The sequence below is a fragment of the Kribbella hippodromi genome (assembly GCF_039531045.1).
GTDB lineage: Bacteria > Actinomycetota > Actinomycetes > Propionibacteriales > Kribbellaceae > Kribbella > Kribbella hippodromi.
Window position 1 is genome coordinate 394045 of record NZ_BAAAPH010000003.1, and the last position, 18856, is coordinate 412900.

At 68.4% G+C, this 18856-nt stretch carries 17 protein-coding genes; 6 read left to right on the forward strand and 11 right to left on the reverse strand.

Features of this window, described 5'->3' with window-relative positions; all coding sequences use genetic code 11:
• Positions 1 to 2 precede the first annotated feature (2 nt).
• Positions 3 to 935, reverse strand: a complete 933-nt coding sequence (locus ABD260_RS06805) for a 2-hydroxyacid dehydrogenase (RefSeq protein WP_344232478.1) — start codon at positions 933 to 935, stop codon at positions 3 to 5.
• 75 nt (positions 936 to 1010) lie between these two features.
• Here ABD260_RS06805 and ABD260_RS06810 point away from each other — a divergent pair, with 75 nt between their 5' ends.
• The 4 genes from ABD260_RS06810 to ABD260_RS06825 all read left to right on the forward strand — a co-directional run bounded on the left by ABD260_RS06810 (position 1011) and on the right by ABD260_RS06825 (position 5383).
• A complete protein-coding gene (locus tag ABD260_RS06810) occupies positions 1011 to 2390 on the forward strand; it encodes an FAD-binding oxidoreductase (protein ID WP_344232479.1) in 1380 nt (459 codons plus the stop codon).
• A complete protein-coding gene (locus ABD260_RS06815; RefSeq protein ID WP_344232480.1) occupies positions 2387 to 3673 on the forward strand; it encodes a class I SAM-dependent methyltransferase in 1287 nt (428 codons plus the stop codon). Before ABD260_RS06810 ends, ABD260_RS06815 begins: the two co-directional genes overlap by 4 nt.
• A gap of 24 nt (positions 3674 to 3697) precedes the next feature.
• Positions 3698 to 4768, forward strand: coding sequence for a PQQ-dependent sugar dehydrogenase (locus tag ABD260_RS06820; protein ID WP_344232482.1), 1071 nt, complete (start codon positions 3698 to 3700; stop codon positions 4766 to 4768).
• Between the two features lie 75 nt (positions 4769 to 4843).
• On the forward strand, positions 4844 to 5383 hold the full coding sequence (locus ABD260_RS06825; protein WP_344232483.1) for a general stress protein: 540 nt from the start codon (positions 4844 to 4846) through the stop codon (positions 5381 to 5383).
• A 161-nt stretch (positions 5384 to 5544) separates the two neighbouring features.
• On the opposite strand, the gene gatB is transcribed toward ABD260_RS06825, so the two are convergent.
• Genes gatB through gatC form a run of 3 tightly spaced genes read right to left on the reverse strand, consistent with a single transcriptional unit; the run spans position 5545 to position 8839 of the window.
• A complete protein-coding gene (gene gatB, locus ABD260_RS06830; protein WP_344232484.1) occupies positions 5545 to 7041 on the reverse strand; it encodes an Asp-tRNA(Asn)/Glu-tRNA(Gln) amidotransferase subunit GatB in 1497 nt (498 codons plus the stop codon).
• Entirely contained in the window at positions 7038 to 8543 is a 1506-nt protein-coding gene (gatA, locus tag ABD260_RS06835) for an Asp-tRNA(Asn)/Glu-tRNA(Gln) amidotransferase subunit GatA (RefSeq protein ID WP_344232485.1), read from the reverse strand. The genes gatB and gatA overlap by 4 nt, the downstream gene beginning before the upstream one ends.
• Positions 8543 to 8839, reverse strand: a complete 297-nt coding sequence (gene gatC / locus ABD260_RS06840) for an Asp-tRNA(Asn)/Glu-tRNA(Gln) amidotransferase subunit GatC (RefSeq protein WP_344232486.1) — start codon at positions 8837 to 8839, stop codon at positions 8543 to 8545. Before gatC ends, gatA begins: the two co-directional genes overlap by 1 nt.
• Before the next feature lie 212 nt (positions 8840 to 9051).
• On the opposite strand from gatC, the gene ABD260_RS06845 reads away from it, so the two are divergent.
• Complete coding sequence (locus tag ABD260_RS06845; protein ID WP_344232487.1) at positions 9052 to 9696, forward strand: ACT domain-containing protein; 645 nt, start codon at positions 9052 to 9054, stop codon at positions 9694 to 9696.
• Positions 9697 to 9774: 78 nt separating this feature from the next.
• Here the strand turns inward: ABD260_RS06845 and ABD260_RS06850 are convergent, their stop codons facing one another.
• The 6 genes from ABD260_RS06850 to ABD260_RS06875 form a co-directional block, all read right to left on the reverse strand.
• Entirely contained in the window at positions 9775 to 9999 is a 225-nt protein-coding gene (locus ABD260_RS06850) for a hypothetical protein (protein WP_344232488.1), read from the reverse strand.
• A gap of 28 nt (positions 10000 to 10027) precedes the next feature.
• Positions 10028 to 11584 carry a hypothetical protein gene (locus ABD260_RS06855; protein ID WP_344232489.1) on the reverse strand — a complete coding sequence of 519 codons (1557 nt, stop codon included), beginning with the start codon at positions 11582 to 11584 and terminating at the stop codon, positions 10028 to 10030.
• 101 nt (positions 11585 to 11685) lie between these two features.
• Positions 11686 to 13794 (reverse strand): NAD-dependent DNA ligase LigA, encoded by a 2109-nt coding sequence (ligA, locus tag ABD260_RS06860; RefSeq protein ID WP_344232490.1) that lies wholly within the window; start codon positions 13792 to 13794, stop codon positions 11686 to 11688.
• A gap of 167 nt (positions 13795 to 13961) precedes the next feature.
• A complete protein-coding gene (locus ABD260_RS06865; RefSeq protein WP_344232491.1) occupies positions 13962 to 14939 on the reverse strand; it encodes a uroporphyrinogen decarboxylase/cobalamine-independent methonine synthase family protein in 978 nt (325 codons plus the stop codon).
• Complete coding sequence (gene mnmA, locus ABD260_RS06870; RefSeq protein ID WP_344232492.1) at positions 14936 to 16027, reverse strand: tRNA 2-thiouridine(34) synthase MnmA; 1092 nt, start codon at positions 16025 to 16027, stop codon at positions 14936 to 14938. Before mnmA ends, ABD260_RS06865 begins: the two co-directional genes overlap by 4 nt.
• A complete protein-coding gene (locus tag ABD260_RS06875) occupies positions 16027 to 17229 on the reverse strand; it encodes a cysteine desulfurase family protein (protein WP_344232493.1) in 1203 nt (400 codons plus the stop codon). The genes mnmA and ABD260_RS06875 overlap by 1 nt, the downstream gene beginning before the upstream one ends.
• Positions 17230 to 17287: 58 nt before the next feature.
• Between ABD260_RS06875 and ABD260_RS06880 the strand changes: the two genes are divergently transcribed.
• Positions 17288 to 17770: a pyridoxamine 5'-phosphate oxidase family protein gene (locus ABD260_RS06880; RefSeq protein ID WP_344232494.1), complete on the forward strand. Its 483-nt coding sequence runs from the start codon at positions 17288 to 17290 to the stop codon at positions 17768 to 17770.
• A 68-nt stretch (positions 17771 to 17838) separates the two neighbouring features.
• On the opposite strand, the gene ABD260_RS06885 is transcribed toward ABD260_RS06880, so the two are convergent.
• Positions 17839 to 18696 carry an NAD-dependent epimerase/dehydratase family protein gene (locus tag ABD260_RS06885; RefSeq protein ID WP_344232495.1) on the reverse strand — a complete coding sequence of 286 codons (858 nt, stop codon included), beginning with the start codon at positions 18694 to 18696 and terminating at the stop codon, positions 17839 to 17841.
• Between the last annotated feature and the right edge of the window lie 160 nt (positions 18697 to 18856).

Below are 18856 nucleotides of genomic sequence, written 5' to 3' on the forward strand. Positions count from 1 at the left end.
CCCTACCTCGGCGGCCCGGCTACTACATTGATCAACGGCTCCCCCGACGCGTACCGCGCCAGCTGCGCGCGCACCAGCCGCGCCACCCGCGGCGCGAACGCCGTCGAGGCACCACCGCGATGCGGATTGATCAGTACGTTCGGAGCAGACCACAGCGGATGTCCGGTCGGCAACGGCTCGGGATCGGTCACGTCCAGCGCGGCGCTGATCCGGCCCGTCCCGAGCTCGGCCAGCAACGCCTGCGTGTCCACCACGACACCACGAGCGACATTCACCAGCAGCGCCCCGTCCTTCAGCTGGGCCAGGAACTTCGCGTCCACCATCCGCGTCGTTTCCGGCGTCGCCGGTGTCAGCAGCACGACCACGTCCGCTCGCGGCAGCAGCTCCGGCAGCTCGGTGAAGGGGTGTACGCCGTCCCGCGCCCGCCGCGCGACCCGGATCACCTCACACTCGAACCCGGTCAGCCGGCGCTCGAGCGCTTCGCCGATCGCGCCGTACCCGAGGATCAGCACGGTCCGGTCGGCCAGCGAGTCGTCGACCTGGTCGTACGACCCCGGCCAGACCTGCCGCTCCTGGTCGCGGACGGCCCGCGGCAGCCGCCGGTACGAGGCGAGGATCAGCCCGACCGCCAGCTCAGCCGTGGACGCGTCGTGGACGCCCCGCGCATTGCACAGCGTCACATCGTCGGCGACCCGGGACTGAACGTTCTCGAACCCGGCGGTCTGCAGCTGGACGACCTTCAGCGCGGGCATCTCCCGGACGATGTCGAACACGTCACCGCCGCCCATGTAACTGGGCACGTAGAACTCGACCTCGGCGAGCGACTTCGGCCGCTCGGCGCCCGAGTACACCTCCACGTCGAAGCCCGCGGGGACGCCGCCGAGGAACCCGTCCGGGTCCGCCCAGGGGAGCCATGCCTTCACCACATCAGCCATGGAACGAACCTACTCGGCCGCTCCGACAGTTTGAACTCCCGTGCCAGACCGTGAGCACCGTCGTACTCTGGATCGGTGCCTTCGACATCGGATGTTGCGGCCACGCTCGCTCACGATCAGGCCGTCGGGCGGCTGCGGGAGTCCTATCAGCGCATCCCGCCAGGTGCCCCCGTACGGCTCGCGAAGCGCAGTTCGAACCTGTTCCGCCCGCGCACGGCCGTCGACACGCCGGGCCTGGACGTGTCGAACCTGACCGGCGTGATCGCGGTCGATCCGGCCGCGCGGACCGCCGACGTCCAGGGCATGTGCACGTACGAGGACCTGGTCGCCGCGACCCTGCCGTACGGGCTGACCCCGATGGTCGTACCACAGCTGAAGACGATCACGCTCGGCGGCGCGGTGACCGGCCTCGGCATCGAATCGTCCTCGTTCCGCGCCGGGCTGCCGCACGAGTCGGTGCTCGAATTGGACATCCTCACCGGCGCGGGCGAGCTGGTCACGGCGCGGCCGGCCGGCGAGTACGCCGACCTGTTCCGGATGTTCCCGAACTCGTACGGCACCCTTGGGTACGCGACCCGGCTGCGGATCGAGCTGGACAAGATCTCGCCGTACGTGGCGTTGCGGCACGTACGCCTCGGACTGGACGAGCTGGCTCCGGCCATCGAAGCGATCGTTGCCGACGGCATGTACGACGGTGAGCCGGTGCACTTCGTTGACGGCGTCGCATTCAGCCCGGCGGAGGCGTACTTGACGCTCGGCCGGAACAGTGACGCGGCGGTGCGGACCAGCAAGTACACCGGTCAGCAGATCTACTACCGCTCGATCCAGCAGCGGCAGCAGGACTTTCTCACCGCGCATGACTATCTCTGGCGCTGGGACACCGACTGGTTCTGGTGCTCGGCCGCGTTCGGCGCGCAGCAGCCGCTGGTGCGCAGGCTGTGGCCGAGCCGGTGGCGGCGCAGCGACGTTTTCCACAAGATCGTCGGCTTCGAGAACCGGCATCAGTACGCGGCCCGGCTGAACCGGCGCCGCGGCCGGCCGGATCGTGAACGTGTCGTCCAGGATGTGGAAATCCCGGTCAGCCGGCTGGCCGAGTTCCTGCGCTGGTTCGACGCCGAGGTCGGGATGCGGCCGGTCTGGCTGTGCCCGCTGCGGCTGCGCGGGGCCGAGTCCTGGCCGCTGTACCCGCTGGCGCCCGGCGAGACGTACGTGAACGTCGGTTTCTGGGGCACCGTACCGATCGCCCCCGGCGCCGCGGACGGCGACGTCAATCGGCGCATCGAGGCGGCGGTGACGGAGTTCGGCGGGCACAAGTCGCTGTACTCCGACGCGTACTACGACCGAGAGACCTTCGACCGGCTCTACAACGTGCCGGCCCTGACCGCGGTGAAACAACGCTACGACCCCAACGCCCGGCTGACCGGGCTCTACGAAAAGGCGGTGACGCGCCGATGACGACGCTGGCGACTCAGGTATCGATCGCCGAAGCCCTCACGACGGTCCTCCCGGACGGCCTGCCGTTCCGGTTCACGGCGTACGACGGCAGCGCCGCCGGGCCGGAGGATTCGCCGATCCATATGCATCTGGCCTCCGAGCGCGGCCTGTCGTACATCCTCACCGCGCCGGGCGATCTCGGCATGGTGCGCGCGTACGTGATGGGTGATTTGGAGATCACCGGAGTACATCCGGGCAACCCGTACGAGCTGATGCGGTTGATCCTTGACCAGTTCCACTTTCACCGGCCACGCGCGGCCGAGGCGCTGCGGATCATCCGCGGGCTCGGGTGGAACCACTTGAAGCCACCGCCTCCGCCGCCGCAAGAACACTTGCCGAAGTGGCGGCGTACGTTCGAAGGGCTGCGGCACTCCAAGGCGCGGGACAAGTCCGCGATCCATCATCACTACGACGTGTCGAACACGTTCTACGAGTGGGTGCTCGGGCCGTCGATGACGTACACGTGCGCGGTTTATCCGCACGCCGGCGCGTCGCTGGAGGAAGCGCAGTTCGAGAAGTACGACCTGGTCGCGCGCAAGCTCGATCTGAAGCCGGGGATGCGGTTGCTCGACGTCGGCTGCGGCTGGGGCGGCATGGTCCGGCACGCGGCCCGCGAGTACGGCGTGAAGGCGCTGGGCGTGACCCTGTCCGCGGCACAGGCCGAATGGGCTTCCGCGGCGATCAAGCGCGAAGGCCTCGAAGAGCTGGCCGAAGTGCGGTACCTGGACTACCGCGACGTACCCGAGCGCGACTTCGACGCGATCAGCTCGATCGGGTTGACCGAACACATCGGCGTACGCAACTACCCGTCGTACTTCGGCTTCCTGCACGACCGGCTGAAACCCGGCGGCCGGCTGCTCAACCACTGCATCACCCGGCCGGACAACCACTTCCGCAACACCGGCGCCTTCATCGACCGCTACATCTTCCCCGACGGCGAACTGATCGGCTCCGGCCGCATCATCTCCGAAGCCCAGGACGCCGGCTTCGAGGTCCGGCACGAGGAAAACCTGCGCGAACACTACGCCCTCACCCTGGCCGCCTGGAACGAAAACCTGGTCACCCACTGGGACGAAGCAGTAGCCGAAGTAGGCCACCCCACCGCCAAGATCTGGGGCCTCTACCTCTCCGCCAGCCGAGCCGGCTTCGAACACAACACCATCCAGCTCCACCAAGTCCTGGCCACCAAACCAGACGCCCGAGGCAACTCCCACTTCCCCCTCCGCCCAACCTGGGGCAGCTGAATGGCCAAGGGGCGGGCGGCGGTCATGGTAACCGCGTTGGCGTTGGTGAGTGGGTGCTCGGAGGCGGCTCCTGGGGGTTCTGGGGCTTCGCCTGCGAGCTCGACGGCGGTGGCGCCGGTTGGGAACGTGAAGTTGGCGGTGGTGGGGACTGTGGTTTCGGGGTTGGAGGTGCCTTGGGGGCTGGGGTTTTTGCCGGATAAGAGTGCGTTGGTTACTGAGCGGGACAGTGCTCGGGTGGTGCGGGTTGTCGGGGGGCGGGCCAGTGAGGTGGGGAAGGTTGAGGGGGTGAAGACCTCCTCGGAAGGTGGGTTGCTGGGGCTGGCGGTGGATCCGGGGTATCCGGGGCGGCCGTACATCTACGTTTATTACTCCGGGCAGAACGACAACCGGATCGCGCGCATCACGTACCAGGACGGGAAACTGTCGGATCAGCAGGTGATACTGGACGGGATTCCGGCGGCGGCTATTCACAACGGCGGGCGGTTGCGGTTCGGGCCGGATGGCTACTTGTACGCGGGTACGGGTGATGGTGCCGAGCGGCCGAACTCGCAGGATGACGGGTCGCTGGGCGGGAAGATCCTGCGCATCACCACCGAGGGGAAGGCCGCGCCGGGGAATCCGGGCGGGCGGGTGTGGATCACCAAGGGGCACCGGAACGTGCAGGGGCTGGCGTTCGACGGGAGTCAGTTGTACGCGTCCGAGTTCGGGCAGAGCACCTGGGACGAACTGAATGTGATCACTCCGGGCGCGGACTACGGCTGGCCGGCCGCGGAAGGAATCAGCCACCTGGACGGGATGACCGACCCGATCGCACAGTGGAAGACCGCGGACGCGTCACCGTCCGGGATCGCGATCAGCAAGGGGTACGTGGTGATGGCGGCGTTGCGCGGCCAGCGGCTGTGGGTGATACCCGTTGCCAATGGCAAGCGAATTGGTGAGCCGCGGGCGTTTTTCACCAACCAGTACGGGCGGTTGCGGACGGTCGAACCCGCGCCGGACGGGTCGTTGTGGGTGACCACGTCCAACACCGACGGGCGCGGTCAGCCGCGGACCGGTGACGACCGGATTCTGCGGGTGACCCTGAGCACCTCCTGACCTGCCAACCGTTTCAGTCCTTCGGTCGTCTGGTACATGTGGAAGGAACCCACCCGACCCAAGGAGGAGATCGGTATGCCGACCGGCCAGGCGTCTGGCGTCCCCAGCAGTGTGATCGCAGCAGTGAACAGCTATCCGGATGCTCAGCGGACAGTTGAGTATTTGAGAAGCTACGGGATGGACGCGACGAGCCTGGACATCGTCGGCGCCGGCCTCAGGCAGGCGAGCAGACGCAGGGTGGTACCGGTGGTGCGGCTCACGGCAGTCGGTGCACTGCAAGGCGCGCTGGTCGGCGTACTCGCGGCTGTCTTTGTGACTCTTGTTGCCGCGACAACCCTGAGCAGCTTCGCGGTGGTGTTGTGGGGGTTCGTGTACGGGGCCATCGTCGGCCTGCTCTGGAGCCTGTTTCGCGGACTGAACCGCAATCGCCCCGAGCTCGTCAGCACCGAGACCGTGCCGACGTACTACGAGGTGCGCTGCCCGGCCGACGAGCTGTCAGTCGCGCAAACCCTCCTCGCCGACGCATCGGACCTGGACGACGGCCGCGTCGAACGCACCGTCATCGCCGAAGCCCCCACCCCAACGCCCACCCACCCACACAAGAACGCCGCGTAACCATCTCAGGGGCCAGCCCCTCACCCGGTGGGTTCGGCCGCCAGAATCCCAGGGGCCAACCCACCAGCCGAGGGGCTGACCCCTGAGACGGTGGGTTCGGCCGCCAGAATCCCAGGGGCCAACCCGTCAGCTGAGGGGCTGGCCCCTGAGATGGGGAGGGGTTAGATGCCGAGTTTTTCGTTCAGGAGTTGGCGGACTTTGGCGGCGTCGGCTTGGCCTCGCATGTCCTTCATGACGGCGCCGATCAGGGCGCCGGCGGCGGCTGGTTTGCCGGAGTTGACCTTTTCGACCACGTCCGGGTTTGCCGCGATCGCGCGTTCGATCGCCTCGATCAGGGCAGAGTCGTCCGACACCAGCGCCAGGCCGCGCTTCTCGATGATCTCGGCCGGCGTGCCTTCACCGGCGAGCAGACCCTCGAACACCTGCCGCGCGAGCTTGTCGTTCAGCGTGCCTTCGTCGACGAGCTTCTGCACTTCGGCGACCTCGGCCGGGCCGACCCCGAGCGCGTCCAGCTCCTGACCGGACTCGTTCGCCGCGCGGGCCAGCTCACCCAGCCACCACTTCTTCGCGGCCGCCGCGCTCACCCCGAGCTCGACGGTAGCGACGATCGGCTCGAGCGCGTTGCCGTTCACCACGTCGCGCATCTCGAGGTCGGTGAAACCCCACTCCTCCTGCAGCCGCGCCCGCCGCAGCGACGGCGCCTCGGGCAGGGTCGCGCGCAGTTCCTCGACCCACTCCCGCGACGGCGCGACCGGCACCAGGTCGGGCTCCGGGAAGTACCGGTAGTCGTCGGCGTCGGACTTCTCCCGGCCGGACGTGGTGATGCCGGTGTCCTCGTGCCAGTGCCGGGTCTCCTGCAGGATCTTCCCGCCGGCCGACAGCACGGCCGCCTGCCGGGTGATCTCGTACGTCACCGCGCGCTCGACCGAACGGAACGAGTTCACGTTCTTGGTCTCGGTCCGGGTACCCAGCGTCGACGACCCGCTCGGCTTCAGCGAAACGTTCGCGTCGCAGCGCAGCGAACCCTGATCCATCCGGACATCGGAGACGCCCAGCGAGAACAGCAGGTCGCGGAGCATACTCACGTACGCCCGGGCCACCGCCGCGGCCTTGTCGCCCGGGACCTCGATCGTCTTGGTGACGATCTCGATCAGCGGGATCCCGGCCCGGTTGTAGTCGACCAGCGAGTGCGAGGCGCCGTGAATCCGGCCGGTCGCGCCACCGATGTGGGTGGACTTGCCGGTGTCCTCCTCCATGTGCGCGCGCTCGATGTCGATCCGGTACGTCTCACCGTCGACGACGACCTCGGTCCAGCCGTTGTACGCGATCGGCTCGTCGTACTGCGAGGTCTGGAAGTTCTTCGGCATGTCCGGGTAGAAGTAGTTCTTCCGGGCGAACCGGCACCACTCGGCGATCTCGCAGTTCAGCGCGAGGCCGATCTTGATCGCGGACTCGACCGCCCGTGCGTTCACCACCGGCAGCGCGCCGGGCAGGCCGAGGCAGACCGGGCAGGTCTGGGTGTTCGGCGGCGCGCCGAACTCGGTCGGGCAGCCGCAGAACATCTTCGACCTGGTGTTCAGCTCGACATGGACCTCAAGGCCCATGACCGGGTCGTACTGCGCCAGCGCATCGTCGATCTCGAGAACAGCAGCAGTCATCGGGTCACCCCCAGCTCCGGAGCCTTGGTCATCAGCACGCCACCCCACTGCTCGGCCAGCGCCGACTCGAGCGCGGCACCGACCTGGTAGCACAGGTCGTCACGCATCACCGGCGCCATCACGTGGAAGCCGACCGGCAGGCCGTCCTCGTCGGCGAGGCCGCACGGGAAGGACGCGGCCGCGTTGCCGGCCAGGTTGGCTGGGATCGTGCAGAGGTCGTTCTTGTACATGGCGATCGGGTCGTCGATCCGGTCGCCGATCGGGAACGCGGTCGTCGGCGTGGCCGGCGAAACCAGGACGTCGACCTGCTCGTACGCGTTCGCGAAATCGCGGGCGATCAGCGTCCGCACCTTCTGGGCCTGACCGTAGTACGCGTCGTAGTACCCGCTGGAAAGGGCGTGCGTGCCGAGGATGATGCGGCGCTTCACCTCCGCGCCGAACCCGGCTTCGCGGCTCAGGCTGGTCACCTTCTCGGCGCTGTTCTCACCGTCGTCGCCGACGCGCAGCCCGTACCGCATCGCGTCGAACTTGGCCAGGTTGGACGAGGCCTCGCTCGGCAGGATCAGGTAGTACGCCGGCAGGGCGTACTGGAAGTGCGGGCAGGAGACCTCGACCACTTCGGCGCCGAGCTTGGTGAGCAGCTCGACCGCTTCGTGGAACCGCGCCTCGACACCCGGCTGGTACCCCTCGCCGCCGAGCTCCTTGACCACACCGATGCGCAGGCCGGCCACGTCACCGTTGCGCGCCGCCGCGACCACCGGCGGGACATCCTGGTTGATCGAGGTGGAGTCCATCGGGTCGTACCCGGCGATCGCCTCGTGCAGCAGCGCGGCGTCGAGCGTCGTCCGCGCGCACGGGCCGGGCGTGTCCAGCGAGGACGCCAGCGCGATCAGCCCGTACCGCGAGGTGCCGCCGTAGGTCGGCTTGACGCCGACGGTGCCGGTGAAAGCACCTGGCTGACGGATCGAGCCGCCGGTGTCGGTGCCGATCGCGAGCGGTGCCTCGTACGCCGCGATGGCCGCCGACGAACCGCCGCCGGAACCGCCCGGGATGCGGCCCAGGTCCCACGGGTTGTGGGTGGTGCCGTACGCCGAGTTCTCGGTGGAGGAGCCCATTGCGAACTCGTCCATGTTGGTCTTGCCGAGGATCACGATCCCGGCCGCCTTCAGCCGCTTGACGACCGTCGAGTCGTACGGCGGTTTCCAGCCCTCGAGGATCTTCGAGCCGGCCGTGGTCGGCACGCCCTCCTGGGTCAGCACGTCCTTCAGCGCCAGCGGAACCCCGGCCAGCGGCGCCAGCTGCTCGCCGGCCGCACGCTTGCCGTCGACCGCCTTCGCCTGCGCCAGCGCGCCTTCGGTGTCCACGTGCAGGAACGCGCGGACGTCACCGTCGACGGCGGCGATCCGGTCCAGGTGGGCCTGGGTGATCTCCACCGAACTGGCCTGCCCGGACGTCATCAGCTCCGCCAGCTCGGCGGCGGTCTTCCTGGTCAGGTCGGTCATCAGTCCTCCTCCAGGATCCGCGGCACCCGGAAACGCTGCTCCTCCGCGGCCGGCGCGCCGGAGAGCGCCTGCTCGGGGGTGAGGCACGGGACGTTCTCGTCGGCGCGCATCACGTTGGTCAGCGGCAGGGCGTGCGAGGTCGGCGGAATGTCTTCCGCCGCCACCTGGCTGACCTGCCCGACCAGGGTGATGATCTGGTCGAGCTGCGGCGCTAGGTGGTCGAGCTCGGTGTCGGAGAGCTCGATCCGCGCCAGTCGCGCCAGGTGCGCGACCTCTTCGCGGGTAATCGATGGCATGAACTGATCCAATGCGTGCAGTATCCGTAGGTCATGCAGCCACATGACGTACGTCAGCTTAGTGGGCCGGATGTGACAGCTGCATTTCCCGTCCCCGAAGCTGTGGACAACTACTCGATGAGATGGGCGGGCGTGTCTGTCCCTACCGCTCTGTAACATGGGCGGCGACAGGGCGTTACGCGCAAGGTGATCGGCTGGGAGATGATCGTTCGGTGTTCCTGCTGCGCTTGATCATCCCGGACCGGCCCGGATCGCTGGGTACGGTCGCCACCGCCCTCGGTGAGGTGAACGCCGACATCCACGCGATCGAAATCGTCGAACACCGGCGGGAGAACGGCACCGCCGTCGACGACATCGTGGTCGACCTGCCACCCGGCGTACTGCCCGACCGCCTCGTCTCCGCCTGCAACAGCGTGGACGACGTCGAGGTCATCTGGTTCTCCCGGTACGGTGCCGGTGGCGGACTGCACATGGACCTCGAAGCCGTCGAGCAGATGACCTCAGCTCCCGCGGACGCGATCGACATCCTGGTCGAGCAGTCACCGGCCGTACTGCACGCGGACTGGGCCGCCTTGCTGGACGGGACCGGCAGCGAGGTGAAGGTCGCGCTCGAGACCAGCGCGACCCCCGAGTTCGGCGATGTGGCCGGCCGGTGGATACCGATGGAGAAGGCCAGCACGCTGGAAGCCCCGGAGCACAAGGGGCTGTCCGAGTCGGTGCTGGTGGCCGCGCCGCTGGAGTCCGGGCAGCGGATCCTGGTCATCGGCCGTCGCGGCGGACCCGAGTTCCTCGGCTCCGAAGTCGCCCGGCTGTCCTACCTGGCCTCACTCGCGGTCACCATCCGCGCCACCGCCTGACCCACCTGCTTGATCGCCTGACAGCAACAGCGAAGCCCCCGCTCGATCGCATCGATCCAGCGGGGGCTTCGGGCTGACTCAGGTGAACTGGAAGTAGGCGAACGCCCACAGCGCGGCGATGATCAGCAGCACCACGACGCCGACCAGGACCACGATCAGGATCGCCTGGCTGTTGCTGCCGTTCCGGTCCGGGAGGTCGAACTGGGTGGGACCCCACGGCCCACCACCGTCGACGCGCTGGACGGCCTCGGGCGGTGGCGTCACCACCGTCCGCTGCTCCCGCTTCTCCCGGGGGAACTTCATCCAGCCTCCGTACCCTGCCCAGCAACTGTCAGACGTAGAACGACTCGTACGTGATCTCGATCTGCTGCGAGGCGTAGGTGTCCGAGTTGTTGCCCCGGATCTCGACCCGCCAGCCGGCCACATAAGAAGCGTACGACTTGCCGTCGTTGTGCGCCTGGATGTACGACTTCAGCGCCGCGACGTCACCGCCCTTGATCGCACCGAACGCGTCGTTCAGCACGGTCGGCATCGTCCGCTTCACGTCGCTCGGGCTCCCCGACGAGCTCATCTGCAGCACCTTGATGCCCTGGCCGTCGCTGGCGTAGAAGTACACCCGCTGGTAGCTGGAGTTGCCCGACTCCTTGGTGCAGGAGCTCGTGCAGACGTACCCCTTCGCCTTCAAGGCACCGATCAGCTGCGGCTTCTGGGTGTCGAACTGCTTCGGCGGGATGTCCAGCGAGTCCTCACCGGACTTCGCGCCCGACAGCCGGACCGTGTCGCCGTCGTTCCGGAGCTCGAACTCGCCCCAGGTACTGCCAACCTTCTCCGACTTCTGGCCCGACTTCACCGCGTCCTGGACCTTCTTCACCTGGTCGCCGCCGAACGTGTCGTTGCCGACCGCCTGCAGGATCTGGTCGAAGACGACCTGGGCGTTGTTGATGTTGTCGGAGTTCTGCGACTCGAACCGGATCGCGAGAATGGTGCCGTCGGACTGGAACTGGAAGATGGCCTGGGCCTTCGTGCTGTTGTCGTACTTGAAGCAGCCGCGGTGCGCGCCCTGACTGGTGTTGAACAGATCGCTGCAGCCGAAGCCGCTGCCCTGCAACTTCTCGGTCGCCGTCTTGGCCTGTCCGGTCGCGTTGCCGAGCTGGCCGTTCTGACCGCCGCCGCTGGACGGGCCGTCCGTCGGCTCACTGGTCGTGGTGCTCGGCTGGGACGTCGGGGTGTCGTCACCGCCGAATGCGCGGATGCCGAGGAAAACCAGAAGGGCGATCACCACGATGCCCGCGACGCCACCGCCGATCACCAGTGGGAGCTTGTCCTTGGGGATGCCACCGGGGCCCTTGGAGCTGCCGGGACCGCCTGGACCGCCCAGGCCACCCTGCTGCCAGGGCTGCTGGCCGGGCTGACCCTGCTGCTGGTGCCAGCCGCCCTGCTGCTGACGCTGACCCCACGCCTGCTGCTGGTACGCACCACCCTGCGGGGGCTGCCCCCAGCCACCCTGCTGACCGGGCTGCTGCTGACCAGGCTGCTGCTGACCGGGCTGCTGGTGGCCGGGCTGGTCCTGGGTGCGCGACGGCGGCTGTCCCCAGCCACCACCCTGCTGCGGCTGCTGGCCCTGCTGAGGCTGCTGGCCCTGCTGGCCTGGCTGCGGCTGCTGCGGAGGCTGGCCCCAACCACCCTGGGCCGGCGGCTGCTGCCACCCACCTTGCTGCGGCTGCCCATCGCCCTGAGGCGGCTGCCCACCGCCCTGGGGCGGCTGGCCACCACTGTGCGGCGGTTGGCTACCGCCTTGGGGCGGCTGGCCGCCCTGTCCCCCGTGCTGCCCGCCTGGCTGGCCCCCCGGCTGCCCAGGACCCCATGGTCCCTGCGGCGGCGTCGTCATATCTTGCTCCTTCTGACCCACGTCTCGACGTGCAAAGTTAACAGTCCGACGGCTCAGCTTTGCCGCCGGATCCGTCCAGCGCGAAGTCAGCCCAGAATTCCTCAGGCGTCACCCGCCGCCGGGGTGGTTGCCACCGCGGCCGCCGCCTCGGGGCCGTCGTCCAGCAGGACCCGGAATCCGGCGGCGTCCAGGATCGGTACGCCGAGCTGCACCGCCTTGTCGTACTTCGACCCCGGTGAGTCACCGACCACCACGAACGACGTCTTCTTCGACACCGAGCCGGCCACCTTCCCGCCCCGTCCGACGATCGCCTCGGTCGCCTCGTCCCGGCTGAACCCCTCGACCGTCCCGGTGACCACCACCGACTGCCCGACCAGCGTCTGCGGCAGCGTCGGCCCGGTGCGCTCCTCGCGCATCACCACGCCGGACGCCTGCCACTTGTCCACGATCGCCTGATGCCACGGCACCTGGAACCACTCGATCATCGCCTGCGCGATGGTCGGCCCGACGCCTTCGATCTCGGCCAGCTGCTCCTCGCTTGCCGCCCGGACATCGTCGATGTTGTCGTACACCTCGGTCAGCGCGACCGCGGCGGTCGGCCCGACGTGCCGGATCGACAGCGCGACCAGCGCCCGCGACAACGGTTTCGTCTTGGCTTCTTCGAGGTTGGCCACCAGTTTCCGCGCGTTCGCGGACAGGGCCCCGGCCTTCGTGGTGAAGAACGCGCTCCCGGCCAGCTGATCCTCGGTCAGCGCGAACAGATCACCTTCGTCGGCGATCAGCCCGTCCCGGATCAGGGCGTCGGCGGCCTTGAACCCGAGCCCTTCGATGTCGAACGCGGACCGCCCGGCCAGATAAAACAACCGCTCCCGCAGCTGGCCCTGGCAGTACTGCGAGTTCGGGCAGCGGATGTCGACGTCGGACTCCTTCGCGGGCGCCAGCCGCGTATCGCACCACGGGCAGCGCGTCGGCATCTCCCACGACGGCAGCCCTTCCGGCCGCAGGTCGACAACCGGCCCAAGCACCTCGGGGATGACGTCGCCGGCCTTCCGCAGCACGACGGTGTCGCCCGGCCGGACATCCTTGCGGGCAACTTCCTTGGCGTTGTGGAGCGTCGCGTACTCGACCGTGGACCCGGCCACCCGGACCGGTTCCATGTGGGCGAACGGGGTGACCCGGCCAGTACGGCCGACGTTCACCTCGATCTCGATCAGCTTGGTGTTCACCTCTTCCGGCGGGTACTTGTACGCGATCGCCCAGCGCGGCGCACTCGACGTCGAACCCAGCGCCCGCTGCAGATCGACCTCGTCGACCTTCACCACCACACCGTCGATCTCGTGATCCACCGAATGCCGGTTCTCGCCGTAGTACGCGATGAACTCGTTCACCTCGTCGAGCGTGCCGACCCGGCGGGCGCGGTCGCTGACCGGCAGGCCCCACGCCTTCAGCTGGTCGTACGCCTCGGAAAGCCGGCCGATGTGATGACCCTCGACCTTGCCGAGACCGTGCACGACGAAGCGCAACGGGCGGCCGGCCGAGACCCGTGGATCTTTCTGGCGCAGCGACCCGGCGGCGCTGTTCCGCGGGTTCGAGAAGACGTCCTTGCCGGCCTCCACCAGCTGGGCGTTCAGCTCCTCGAAGTCCTCGACCCGGAAGTACACCTCGCCGCGTACCTCGAGGAACGTCGGCAGATCGGTGCCGTTCAGCTCGTTCGGGATGCTTTTGATCGTACGTACGTTGGGCGTGACGTCCTCGCCGGTGCGGCCGTCACCACGGGTCGCTCCGCTGACCAGCTTGCCGTTCTCGTACACCAGGTCGAGGGCGAGGCCGTCCACCTTGAGCTCGCAGAGGAAACCGCTGTCGTGGATCTGCCGGACGGTGACCTCACGCTCCAGCCGCTTCGCCCAGGCCTCCATCTGCTCGGCGGAGAACGCGTTCCCGAGGCTCTCCATCCGCATCGGGTGCTGCACCGGCGTGAACAGGGTCGAGATCGGGGCGCCGACCTTCTGCGTCGGCGAGTCCGGCGTACGAAGCTCCGGGTACTGCTCTTCGAGGCCCTGCAACTCGTGCATCAGCGCGTCGAAGTCGGCGTCCGAGATGATCGGACTGGACAGGTAGTACCGCGCGCGATGGTCCTCGATCTGCTTGCTCAGCGCAGCATGCCGCTCCCGCACCTCCGGCGGCGCACCCTCGGTTTCCTCCGTACTCATAAGAAGAACTTACCGCCGCCCACCGACAATTCCGGTGAACAGAACGCCGCCTCCGGCGGCGGGAGTGGCGGGTGCCGCGCCACCGACATTTCCGGCGCACAGAACGCCGCCTCCGGCGGCGGGGGTGGCGGGTGCCTGGCCGTCGGCGGCCGCGGCCCGTGTGCCGTTCAGGCTTCGGCGGCGTCGCCTACTACTTCGGCGATGGCTCGGAGGAGGTTCAGGCGGGCTCTGGCGTCGCGTGGTGACGGGGAGGCGGCCAGCCCGCAGGCAGGAGTGATCACGACCTGCTTCATCAGCTCAGGGTCCAGACCAAGCTCCCGCCAGCGCTGAATGAGCGGCCGAGCCGCCCGCTCCTTCTCCGGCACAGCACCAGTCGTCGCCACCAGCCCGGCGTACACGGTGGTCCCAGCCTCAACAGCAACAGCCACCTGATCCCAAGCCGCGCTGTTGAGCAGCGAAACGTCCACAGCAACCCCCGCGGCACCAGCCTTGGTGAACACCTCAATCGGCGGCCGAGCCGCACAGCAGTGCACAACCGTTGGCGCAGCGGACGTCAACAGACTCAACAACTCCACAGCACCCGGTCCGTCAACAGACCGATGCTTACTCCACCCAGAAGCAGTCGGCACCACACCAGCAAGTACTGCAGGCAGTCCAGGCTCATCCACCTGCAACAGCACGTCAGCACCCGGTACGCGCTTACGTACTTCAGCCAGATGCTCTTCCACACCCGCAGCCAACGCCTGCGCCAGATCACGCCGCGCACCGTGATCAGCCAGCACCTTGTCACCCCGCGGCCGCTCCACCGTCGCAGCCAGCGTCCACGGACCAGTGACCTGTACCTTCAGCGGCCCCTCATAGCCGGCGCAGTACTCCTCCAGTACGTCCAAGTCCTCTTTCAGCAATGCCCGCGCCCGCCGCTGGTCCAGACTCGCGCGCGCGTCACCGCCACCAGTCAGCCGCCACCCAACCGGCTGCAGATCAGCAGCCAGCTCAGTGAGTACTGCGATGCTCCGACTCAGCATGTCCCCGTACGGGCGCGCCGGCAGCTCCGGTAGGAACGGGATGTCCACCAGCTCGAGTACTGCGCGCATCCACTCCCGGATGTCATCGCCGGGAACGGATCCAAGACCAGTGGTCGTCATACGGCAGCTGTAACGCGCTGAACCGAGTCAATCGTGGCGGAGCCAATCACACGGGTGCCGTCGTACAGCACAACCGCTTGTCCAGGCGCCACTGCCGCCGTCGGCTCAGTGAACTCCACCTGCACCTGGTCGCCGTCCAGCCACGCAGCCACCGACACCTCATCCCCGTGCGCCCGCAGCTGCGCCTTGGCATCCAGCCGACCAGTCGGCGCAGGACCGCACCAGCGCGGCTTCGACGCGGTCAACCGCTCTACGGCGAGCTCCGCACGCGAGCCGACGGTGACAGTACGATCCACCGGGCTGATGTCCAGTACGAACCGCGGCTTGCCGTCCGCAGCCGGTGTACCGATCCGCAGGCCCTTTCGCTGACCGATGGTGAACCCGTGTGTGCCCTGGTGCTCACCGAGCTTGTTGCCCTGCGCGTCGACGATGTCACCCGGCGCATCGCCCAACTGCTCGCTGAGGAACCCGGGAGTGTTGCCGTCAGCAATGAAGCAGATGTCGTGACTGTCCGGCTTGGCGGCCACCGACAGCCCACGCCGCTCGGCCTCAGCGCGGATCTCCGTCTTGACCGTGTCGCCGAGCGGGAAGTACGCGTGCGCCAGCTGCTCCTGCGTCAGCACCCCGAGTACGTACGACTGGTCCTTCGCCGGGTCCACCGCCCGGTGCAACTCACGCGCGCCCGACGGAGTGTCCACGATCCGCGCGTAGTGCCCGGTCGCGACCGCGTCGAAGCCGAGCGCCAGCGCCCGCTCCAGTACGGCACTGAACTTGACCTTCTCGTTGCAGCGCAGACACGGGTTCGGCGTACGCCCGGCCGCGTACTCGCTGACGAAGTCCTCCACCACGTCCGCGTGGAACCGCTCGGCCAGGTCCCAGACGTAGAACGGGATGCCGATCACGTCCGCGGCCCGGCGCGCGTCCCGGGAGTCCTCGATCGTGCAGCAGCCACGGGCGCCGCTGCGGTACGACTTCGGGTTCCGGCTGAGGGCCAGGTGCACTCCGGTCACGTCGTGCCCGGCCTCGGCCATCCGCGCGGCCGCCACGGCGGAGTCCACTCCACCGGACATGGCTGCGAGTACCCGCATCAGCTGTTCCTTCCTACGTTCTGCAAACCAGCGGACTTCGCCCGCTCCACTACCGGTCCGATCGCGTCCAGTACGGCGTCGATGTCCGCGCGCGTACTCGTGTGCCCGAGGCTGAACCGCAGTGAGCCACGAGCACGCTGGTCGTCGTAGCCCATCGCCAGCAGTACATGGCTGGGCTCGGCGACTCCGGCGTTGCACGCCGACCCGGTGGAGACCTCGATCCCCCGCGCGTCGAGCAACAGCAGCAGCGAGTCGCCCTCACAGCCGCTGAAGGACAAGTGTGCGTTACCCGGCAAGCGGCCGACCGGGTCGCCGGACAGCTTGGCGCCGGGGACCGTACTGGTGATGCCCTCGACCAGGCTGTCCCGCAGCTCGGCCAGCCGGCGCCCCTCGTCCTCCTGATGCTTGACCGCATGCTCCACGGCCACCGCGAACCCAGCGGTCGCGGGCGCGTCCAGCGTGCCGGACCGGACGTCGCGCTCCTGCCCGCCGCCGTGCAGGATCGGCGTCAGCTTCGTCTCCTTGTGGACAACGAGCGCGCCGATGCCGTACGGACCGCCGACCTTGTGCGCCGACACCGTCATCGCGTCCACCCCGAGGTCGCCGAAGTCCACCGGTATCTGCCCGACCGCCTGGACCGCGTCGGTGTGGACGGGGATCGCGTACTCGGCCGCGATCGCAGCGACCTCGCGGACCGGCTGGAGCGTGCCTACCTCGTTGTTCGCCATCATCAGCGTGACGAAGGACACGCTCTCCGGGTCGCTCTCGATCGCCCGGCGCACATCCTCAGGCCGTACCCGACCGAGCTCGTCGACCGGAAGCCACTCCAGCTCGGCCTGCTCATGCTGCGCCAGCCAGACCGCCGGGTCCAGGACGGCGTGGTGCTCGATGCCGCTCAGCAGAATCCGGCGGCGGCGCGGGTCCTCGGCCAGCCGGGACCACCACAGGCCCTTCAGCGCGAGGTTGTCCGCCTCCGTACCCCCTGAGGTGAACACGATCTCGCTCGGCTGCGCACCCAGCGCCGCGGCGATCGACTCGCGGGCTTCCTCGACGGTCCGCCGGGCCGCCCGGCCGGAGCCGTGCAGGGACGACGCGTTGCCGGTGCGGCCGAGGTGACGAGTCATCGCCTCGATCGCGGCCGGGAGCATCGGTGTCGTCGCGGCATGGTCCAGATACACCGTGCGACGGTCAGAGGAAGTCATAACGGTTTCAAGGGTATGTCCGCCCCGGATGTTCCCGCTTCCCGGGGATGCTGTCCCCATGACACAGGAAATCCTCGACCAGCGCGCCGCGGCGGTCATCGAAGCCAACAAGTACCTCACCCTCGGTACGGTGGACGCGGCCGGCCTCCCGTGGGTGACCCCGGTGTACTTCACGCCGGACGGGCACGACGCGTTCTACTGGGCGTCCTCCCCGCAGGCGGCGCACTCCCGCAACCTGGCCGCGCGGCCGGACGTCAGCATCGCGATCTTCGACTCCAGTGTTCCGATCGGCGGCGGATCAGCTGTCTACTTCAGGGCGTACGCGGCTGAAGTACCCGCGGACGAACTGGAACAGAGCGCTGCCCTGTTCGCGGCGCGCTACCCGGAACTGCGCTCGTACGGGGCTGCTGAACTGTCCGGCACCGCAGACCTCCGCCTGTATCGAGCCCAGCCAACCGAAGCCTGGCTGATGGTCCGCGGCAGCGACCCCGACTACGGCACCGGCGTGGACTCCCGCCGTCCGGTCTGGCCCCACGACTGACGCCTTATGTGACCGCTGGCGCCCTACAACCCGCCAGCGGCAAAACAACCGGCCACCCGCGAGCAGGGTCAGGGGTGGCGCCACGTGGAGTGGTGGGTCCAGGTGATGGTTTGGGCGGCGCGGGTGCAGTTGTAGAGGGAGGTGTGGGCGGGGAGGTCGGTGGTGAGGTGGGTTTCGGGTGAGTGGCGGGCCAGGAGTTCGGTGGTGGGCTCGTGGCGGCCGGTGTCTTCGGCGGCGATGAGGAGGGCGGCGTAGCGGTCGTGGGTGCGCGGTTCCAGCGACAGCACGCAGGCCCGGGCCGCCTCGGCGAGGTCGACGTAGCCCCAGAGGTTGCGGCGGTTCTCCTCCGGCGGCGCCTCGGCGATGTACTCGCGGACCTCGGCCGGCGTGAGAATCCAGTGGAAGCGCAACGCGGTGACCTGTACGCCGCGACGCGCGTACAGCTGGCCCATCCGCTCGAGCACATCCTTGGTCAGCGCGTACGGGTCGACGTACCGCAGCTCACTGTCCTCGTCGACCGGCACCGACGGCGTACCGATCTCTTCGGGCGACCATGCGGTGCCGTAGATCGAACCGCTGGAGGCGAGCACCGCCGTCCGTACACCCAGTTTCCAGGCTTCCTCGAGCGCGTTGAACGTGGTGATCGCGTTCGCCTCGAGGAGGTCCACCGGCTCGATGTTCTCCGGACTCGCGATCCCCGCACAGTGCACAATCGCATCCACAGCACCCGCTGAGCCGGCCGCCGACCCCGACGCCGACCCGGCCGCTGACCCGGACATCGAGCGGGCGACCGCGTCCCGGTCCATCAGGTCGATCGGGTCGGGTCCGGTGCGGTCCGCCTCGACCACCTCATGCCCGGCGGCCAGCAGTTGCCGGCAGACCTCCGCACCCAGCTTCCCCCGCGCCCCACTGACCCAAATCCGCACCCGCGCATGCTAACCGCCCGCACCCGGGCAGAAGACAGCCCGGCTCGGTCGTGGATCGGGCCGGGCTGTCGGGGAAACCTGTGGTCAGGACTTGCGTTTGGTGACTTCTTCGGTGGCGGTTGGGAGGACCTTGTGCAGGTCGCCGACGACGCCGAAGTCG